Origin of the sequence: Streptomyces sp. PU-14G, from assembly GCF_041028275.1 — a bacterium.
GTDB lineage: Bacteria > Actinomycetota > Actinomycetes > Streptomycetales > Streptomycetaceae > Streptomyces.
Window position 1 is genome coordinate 1 of record NZ_JASKYT010000403.1, and the last position, 5,436, is coordinate 5,436.

At 73.6% G+C, this 5,436-nt stretch carries 5 protein-coding genes; 3 read left to right on the forward strand and 2 right to left on the reverse strand.

Features of this window, described 5'->3' with window-relative positions; translation table 11 throughout:
- Positions 1–33: 33 nt before the first annotated feature.
- Positions 34–1,266 (reverse strand): sensor histidine kinase, encoded by a 1,233-nt coding sequence (locus tag AB8Z75_RS29975; protein ID WP_369207455.1) that lies wholly within the window; start codon positions 1,264–1,266, stop codon positions 34–36.
- A gap of 115 nt (positions 1,267–1,381) precedes the next feature.
- Between AB8Z75_RS29975 and AB8Z75_RS29980 the strand changes: the two genes are divergently transcribed.
- Entirely contained in the window at positions 1,382–2,392 is a 1,011-nt protein-coding gene (locus AB8Z75_RS29980) for an SAM-dependent methyltransferase (RefSeq protein WP_369207457.1), read from the forward strand.
- A gap of 16 nt (positions 2,393–2,408) precedes the next feature.
- On the opposite strand, the gene AB8Z75_RS29985 is transcribed toward AB8Z75_RS29980, so the two are convergent.
- Positions 2,409–3,566, reverse strand: coding sequence for an ABC transporter ATP-binding protein (locus tag AB8Z75_RS29985; protein ID WP_369207463.1), 1,158 nt, complete (start codon positions 3,564–3,566; stop codon positions 2,409–2,411).
- A gap of 215 nt (positions 3,567–3,781) precedes the next feature.
- Between AB8Z75_RS29985 and AB8Z75_RS29990 the strand changes: the two genes are divergently transcribed.
- Positions 3,782–4,579, forward strand: coding sequence for an ABC transporter permease (locus AB8Z75_RS29990; RefSeq protein ID WP_369207459.1), 798 nt, complete (start codon positions 3,782–3,784; stop codon positions 4,577–4,579).
- 6 nt (positions 4,580–4,585) lie between these two features.
- Positions 4,586–5,377: an ABC transporter permease gene (locus tag AB8Z75_RS29995; protein WP_369207461.1), complete on the forward strand. Its 792-nt coding sequence runs from the start codon at positions 4,586–4,588 to the stop codon at positions 5,375–5,377.
- The last annotated feature ends 59 nt before the right edge of the window (positions 5,378–5,436 follow it).

The following is a 5,436-nucleotide window of genomic DNA, read 5'->3' on the forward strand; positions in this document are numbered from 1 at the left end:
GCGCTCCCGGGGACGGCCGGCGCCCGGGCCGGATCAGCCGGCGCCCTTGAGGGGGAGGGCCGCACAGATGCGGAAGCCGCCGCCGGAGCGCGGACCGGCCTCCAGCGCGCCCCCCACCATGCCGACCCGCTCGCGCATGCCGATCAGCCCATGGCCGAGACCGTCGGCGCCGCCCTCCTCGTACAGCTCGCGCTGGGCGCCGCGCCCGTCGTCCTCCGCGAGGACGGACAGCTCGTCGTCGGTGTACTGGAGCCGCACGCTCGCCCCCACGTCGGGGCCGCCGTGCTTGCGGGTGTTGGTCAGCGCCTCCTGCACGATGCGGTACGCGGTCAGCTCGACGCTGCTGGGGAGCGGGTGCGGCACTCCCTCGACCCGGAAGTCGACGGTCAGGCCCGCGCCGCGCACCTGCTCGACGAGGTCGGCGATCTGCTCCACACCGGGCTGCGGCACGTACTCGCCGCCGTCCCGCCTGGCACCGTCCTCGCTACGCAGCACCCCCAGCAGGCGGCGCATCTCGGCGAGCGCCTGCCGCCCCGTACCGGAGATGGTCTCCAGCGCCATGCGGGTCTGGTCCGGCGCGTTCTCCAGCACGTAGGCGCCGCCGTCGGCCTGGACGACCATCACGGACACGTTGTGCGCCACCACGTCGTGCAGCTCGCGCGCTATCCGGGCCCGCTCGGCGGCGACGGCCACCTTCGCCTGCGCCTCCCGCTCCTTCTCCAGCCGCCGGGCACGCTCCTCCAGCTGCAGGTAGTAGGCACGGCGGGTGCGCAGGGAGTCGCCGAGCACCCAGGCCATCACGAACGCCAGCGTCATGAACAGCGTGCCGAAGATCTCGTTCGCCAGGCCGCCCGTCGAGCTGGGCCAGCGCACCGTGCTGATCGTGGGTGCCAGCAGCGCTCCGGCCAGCGCGAACCTGGAGGCCCAGCGCACGTGCCGGGAGGCGACGGTGAAGACGATGACCAGGAAGGCGAAGTTGCCGGGGAACGGCCCCACGTTGACGACCACCTGCGCCACGCCCGTACCGGTGGCCAGCACCAGCATCTTCTCGGGGGCCCTGCGGCGCAGCGCCACCACCGCGCACAGCGCGAGCGCGACGGGGACCGTGGCGATCTGCTCCTGGGACGTGGTCGAGAGCCCCTCCGCCTCCGGTGGCGCGGACATGCTCGCGACGATCCACAGCGACGACAGCATCAGCAGGGCGACAGCCCAGAGGCTGTCCACCCACGTGGGGTGCCTGCGGATGAAGTCGTAGAGCCGATGCACGTAACCCAGCGTATGCAGGCCTGGTACGTGCGGGGGTCAGCCCGACGGCCGATCCGTGACCACCGCTCCTACTCCCCAAGGTGGAGGATGCCGGTCCGCGCATACGGTGAGGCCCATGCTCCCCCAGTTGCCCGGCTGGCGTCCGGCCACCGCGAGCGCCCTGTACGGACCCCGCGGTTTCTACACCCGTCAGGCGCCCGCCGCCCATTTCCGCACCTCCGTGCACGCCTCCCCGCACTTCGCCCACGCGGTGACGCGTCTCCTGCTGCGGGTGGACGAGGCCCTGGGGCACCCTCCGCGCCTCGACCTGGTCGACGTCGGCGCAGGCGCCGGGGAGCTGCTGGCCGGGGTACGGGCCGCGCTGCGCGAGCACGAGGCCGCCGGCGCCGAGGTGCTGGCGCGTCTGCGTCCGGCCGCCGTCGAGCACCGGCCGCGCCCCGAGGGGCTCGATCCGGCCGTCCGCTGGGGCACGCGCCTGCCCGGCCCCGAGACGGTGACGGGGCTGCTGTTCGCCAACGAGTGGCTGGACAACGTGCCCGTCGACGTCGCCGAGAACGACCGCACGGGAACGGCCAGGCTGGTGCTGGTCGCGCCCGACGGCACCGAACGCCACGGGCCGCCCGTCGCGGGCGCCGACGCCGGGTGGCTGGAGCGCTGGTGGCCGCTGGCTCAGGCGGGCGAAGGCGCCCGCGCCGAGATCGGCCACCCCCGGGACGCCGCCTGGGCGCGCGCCGCCGGTGCCCTGCGGCGCGGCGTGGCCGTCGCCGTCGACTACGGGCACACCCGCGCGACCCGCCCCCCGTTCGGCACCCTCGCCGGGTACCGCGAGGGCCGCGCCTGCCGGCCCGTACCGGACGGCAGCTGCGACGTGACCTCGCACGTGGCCCTCGACGCGGTCGCCGCGGGCGCGCCCGGTACCACCCGGCTGCTCACCCAGCGCGCCGCACTCGGCGCCCTGGGCGTGACGGGCCGCCGCCCACAACTCGCGCTGGCCCGCTTTGACCCGGCCGCCTACGTACGCCGGCTGAGCGCGGCCGGCGAGGCGGCCGAACTGCTGGACGCGGGCGGGCTCGGCGGCTTCGGCTGGCTCGTGTCCGAGGTCGACTGCGCGGTGGAGCTGGGCTGAGGGGTGTCTTCGCCGGTCAGGAGCTCTCGATCGACTCCAGCTCCACCTCTCCCCTGCCCACTTCCCGGGCATCGGCGTCGATGGAGCGCCGCAGCGCCGCGTGCAGCCGCGACGGGGTGAGGACGCCGACGAACCTGTCACCGTCCAGGACGGCGATCCAGCCGGCGTCGTGCTGGAGCATCGTGCTGAACGCCTGTTTGAGCGAGGAGCCGAGCGGCAGCCACGCCTCCATCCGGCGCGCGTGGTCGGCGACCGTACCGTCCTGGGCGTCCACCACGCCCGCCGAGACCCAGCCGTGCAGCCCGTCGGCGTCATCGAGCACGACGGCCCAGCGGGCATCCGCGGCGGACATCCGCCTCGCCGCCTTCTCCAGGCGGTCGCTGAGGTGGACGGTCGGCGGCTCCTCCAGGTCACCGGGCTCGATGGGGGTGACGGACAGCCGTTTGAGGCCTCGGTCGGCGCCGACGAAATCGGCCACGTACGGGGTCGCGGGGGCGCCCAGCACCGTGGCGGGCCGGTCGAACTGCTCGATCCGGCCCTCCCCGTAGACCGCGATGCGGTCACCGAGCCTGACGGCCTCCTCGATGTCGTGCGTCACGAACAGCACCGTCTTGTGCAGCCGGGACTGCAACCGCAGGAACTCGGTCTGCAGATGCTCGCGCACCACCGGGTCCACGGCGCCGAACGGCTCGTCCATCAGCAGCACCGGCGGATCGGCCGCCAGCGCCCGCGCGACGCCCACGCGCTGCCGCTGCCCGCCGCTGAGCTGGTCGGGGTAGCGGTCGCCGAAGACGGACGGGTCCAGACCCACCAGGTCCAGCAGCTCGCGGGCACGCTCACGCCGCCGCGCCCTCGACCAGCCCAACAGGTGCGGGACGGTGGCCGTGTTGTCCAGCACGGTGCGGTGCGGGAAAAGACCCGTCTGCTGGATGACGTACCCCATCCGGCGGCGCAGCTCCACCGGCTCGACCCCGGCGATGTCCTCGCCGGCGACCAGGATGCGGCCCTGTGTCGGCTCGATCAGCCGGTTGACCATCTTCATGGTCGTGGTCTTGCCGCAGCCCGAGGGCCCGACGAGCGTGACCAGCTCGCCCTCGGCGACCTCCAGGGAAAGCCCCTCGACGGCAACCGTCCCGTCGGGGTAGCGCTTGGTCACGTTCTCGAAGCGAATCATGGTCATCCTCTTATCCCCGTCGGACCCGGTTATCCCCGTCGGACCCGGACCTCTCCTCTGGTACCGAACACCGAAACACGGCACCACGACAATCCTTTGCGCCGTGGATGAACACCGCGTCGCGGGGGTACGGCACTGCGGACCGATTGTCAGTCTGTCGGGATAGGGTCGGCCGACATCACGGTGGGACCGCACGGCACGGGGAGGTGACCGGCGTGAGCAGCACAGCGGCGGGCGGCCCGGAGGGCTGTCTGGCACAGAACGACTGGCTGTGCGGGGAGTACCTGCGCACCCGGCAGAGCGAACTGCTCGACGCCACGGTCGAGCACGTCTGGATCACCGCGGCCTCCGTCGGCATCGCCCTGCTGCTGGCCTTGCCACTGGCCGTCGCCGCCCGGCGCTGGCGCGCGGCCCGCGGCCCGGCCCTCGGTGTGACGACGGTGCTGTACACCATCCCGTCCCTGGCGATGTTCGCGCTGCTGCTGCCCGTCTTCGGGCTCTCGGCGGCCGTGGTGGTCACCGGCCTGGTGCTGTACTCGCTGACCGTGCTGGTACGCAACATCCTGGCGGGTCTGGACGCGGTCCCGGCCGAGGCCCGGGAGGCGGCCCGCGGCATGGGGTACGGGCCGGGCAGGCTGCTGTTCGAGGTCGAGCTGCCACTGGCGCTGCCGGCGCTGCTGGCGGGGGTGCGCATCGCGACGGTCACCGCGGTGTCGCTGACCACCATCGGCGCCATCGTCGGCTACGGCGGCCTGGGCAACCTCATCTACGACGGCATGGAGAGCTACTTCAAGTCGCAGGTGCTGACCGCCTCCGCGATCTGCGTCGTCCTCGCCATCGCCGCCGACCTGCTCCTCCTGTGGCTCCAGCGGGCACTGACCCCCTGGACGCGGAGCCGCACCCGCGCCCGGAACGGCGGAACGGGCGGAGGCCCGAAGGGGATACCGGCAAAGGCGGCTGCCCCGCCCGAGGCCGGCGCCGCCGGGACGGACCTCGTCGGAAAGGCGGGCTGAGCTGCCATGGGCATCTTCACCGACGTGTGGACGTGGCTGACCACAGGATCCCACTGGACGGAGAACGGCGGGGTGCTCCAGCGCCTCACCGAACACGCCTACCTGACGGGCGTCTGCCTGCTGCTCTCCTGCGCGATCGCCCTGCCGCTGGCGCTGTGGCTCGGCCACGTGGGGCGCGGCGGCGCGCTCGCGGTCAACCTGTCCAACGCGGGCCGCGCGGTGCCCACCTTCGCCGTGCTGGTCCTGCTCTCGATGGGGCCGCTGGGCCGGCACGGCGACTGGGCGACGATCGTGGCGCTGGTGCTGTTCGCCCTGCCGCCGCTGCTGACGAACGCCTATACGGGCGTACGCGAGGCCGACCGCGAGGTCGTCGAAGCCGCCCGCGGCATGGGCATGACGGGATGGCAGCTGCTGCGCCAGGTCGAACTCCCCCTCGCCCTGCCTCTGCTCATGACCGGCATCCAGACGGCCGCCGTCCAGCTCGTGGCCACCGCCACACTCGCCGCGCTGCCCGGCGGCGGCGGCCTCGGACGGCTGATCACCGCCGGGTTCGGCAACTACGACACCGCCCAGGTGGTCGCCGGAGCACTGCTGGTGGCCGTCCTGGCGCTGCTGGTGGAGCGCGCCCTGGCACTCGTCGAGCGGCTGCTGGACCCGATGCGGCGCAGGCCCGCGCCCCGCCCCGGCACGGCGGGGACCGGTGCAGGCGACAGCGACGGCGGGACGGATGGCAGCGGCGGTCTCGACGGCACCGGCAAGACCGGCACGGCTCCCGCCCCCTCGCACTCCGCGGCCTGACACCCACCGCCACGCCCGCCCACGCCCGCACACGACCACAGACATCCGGACGAATGGAC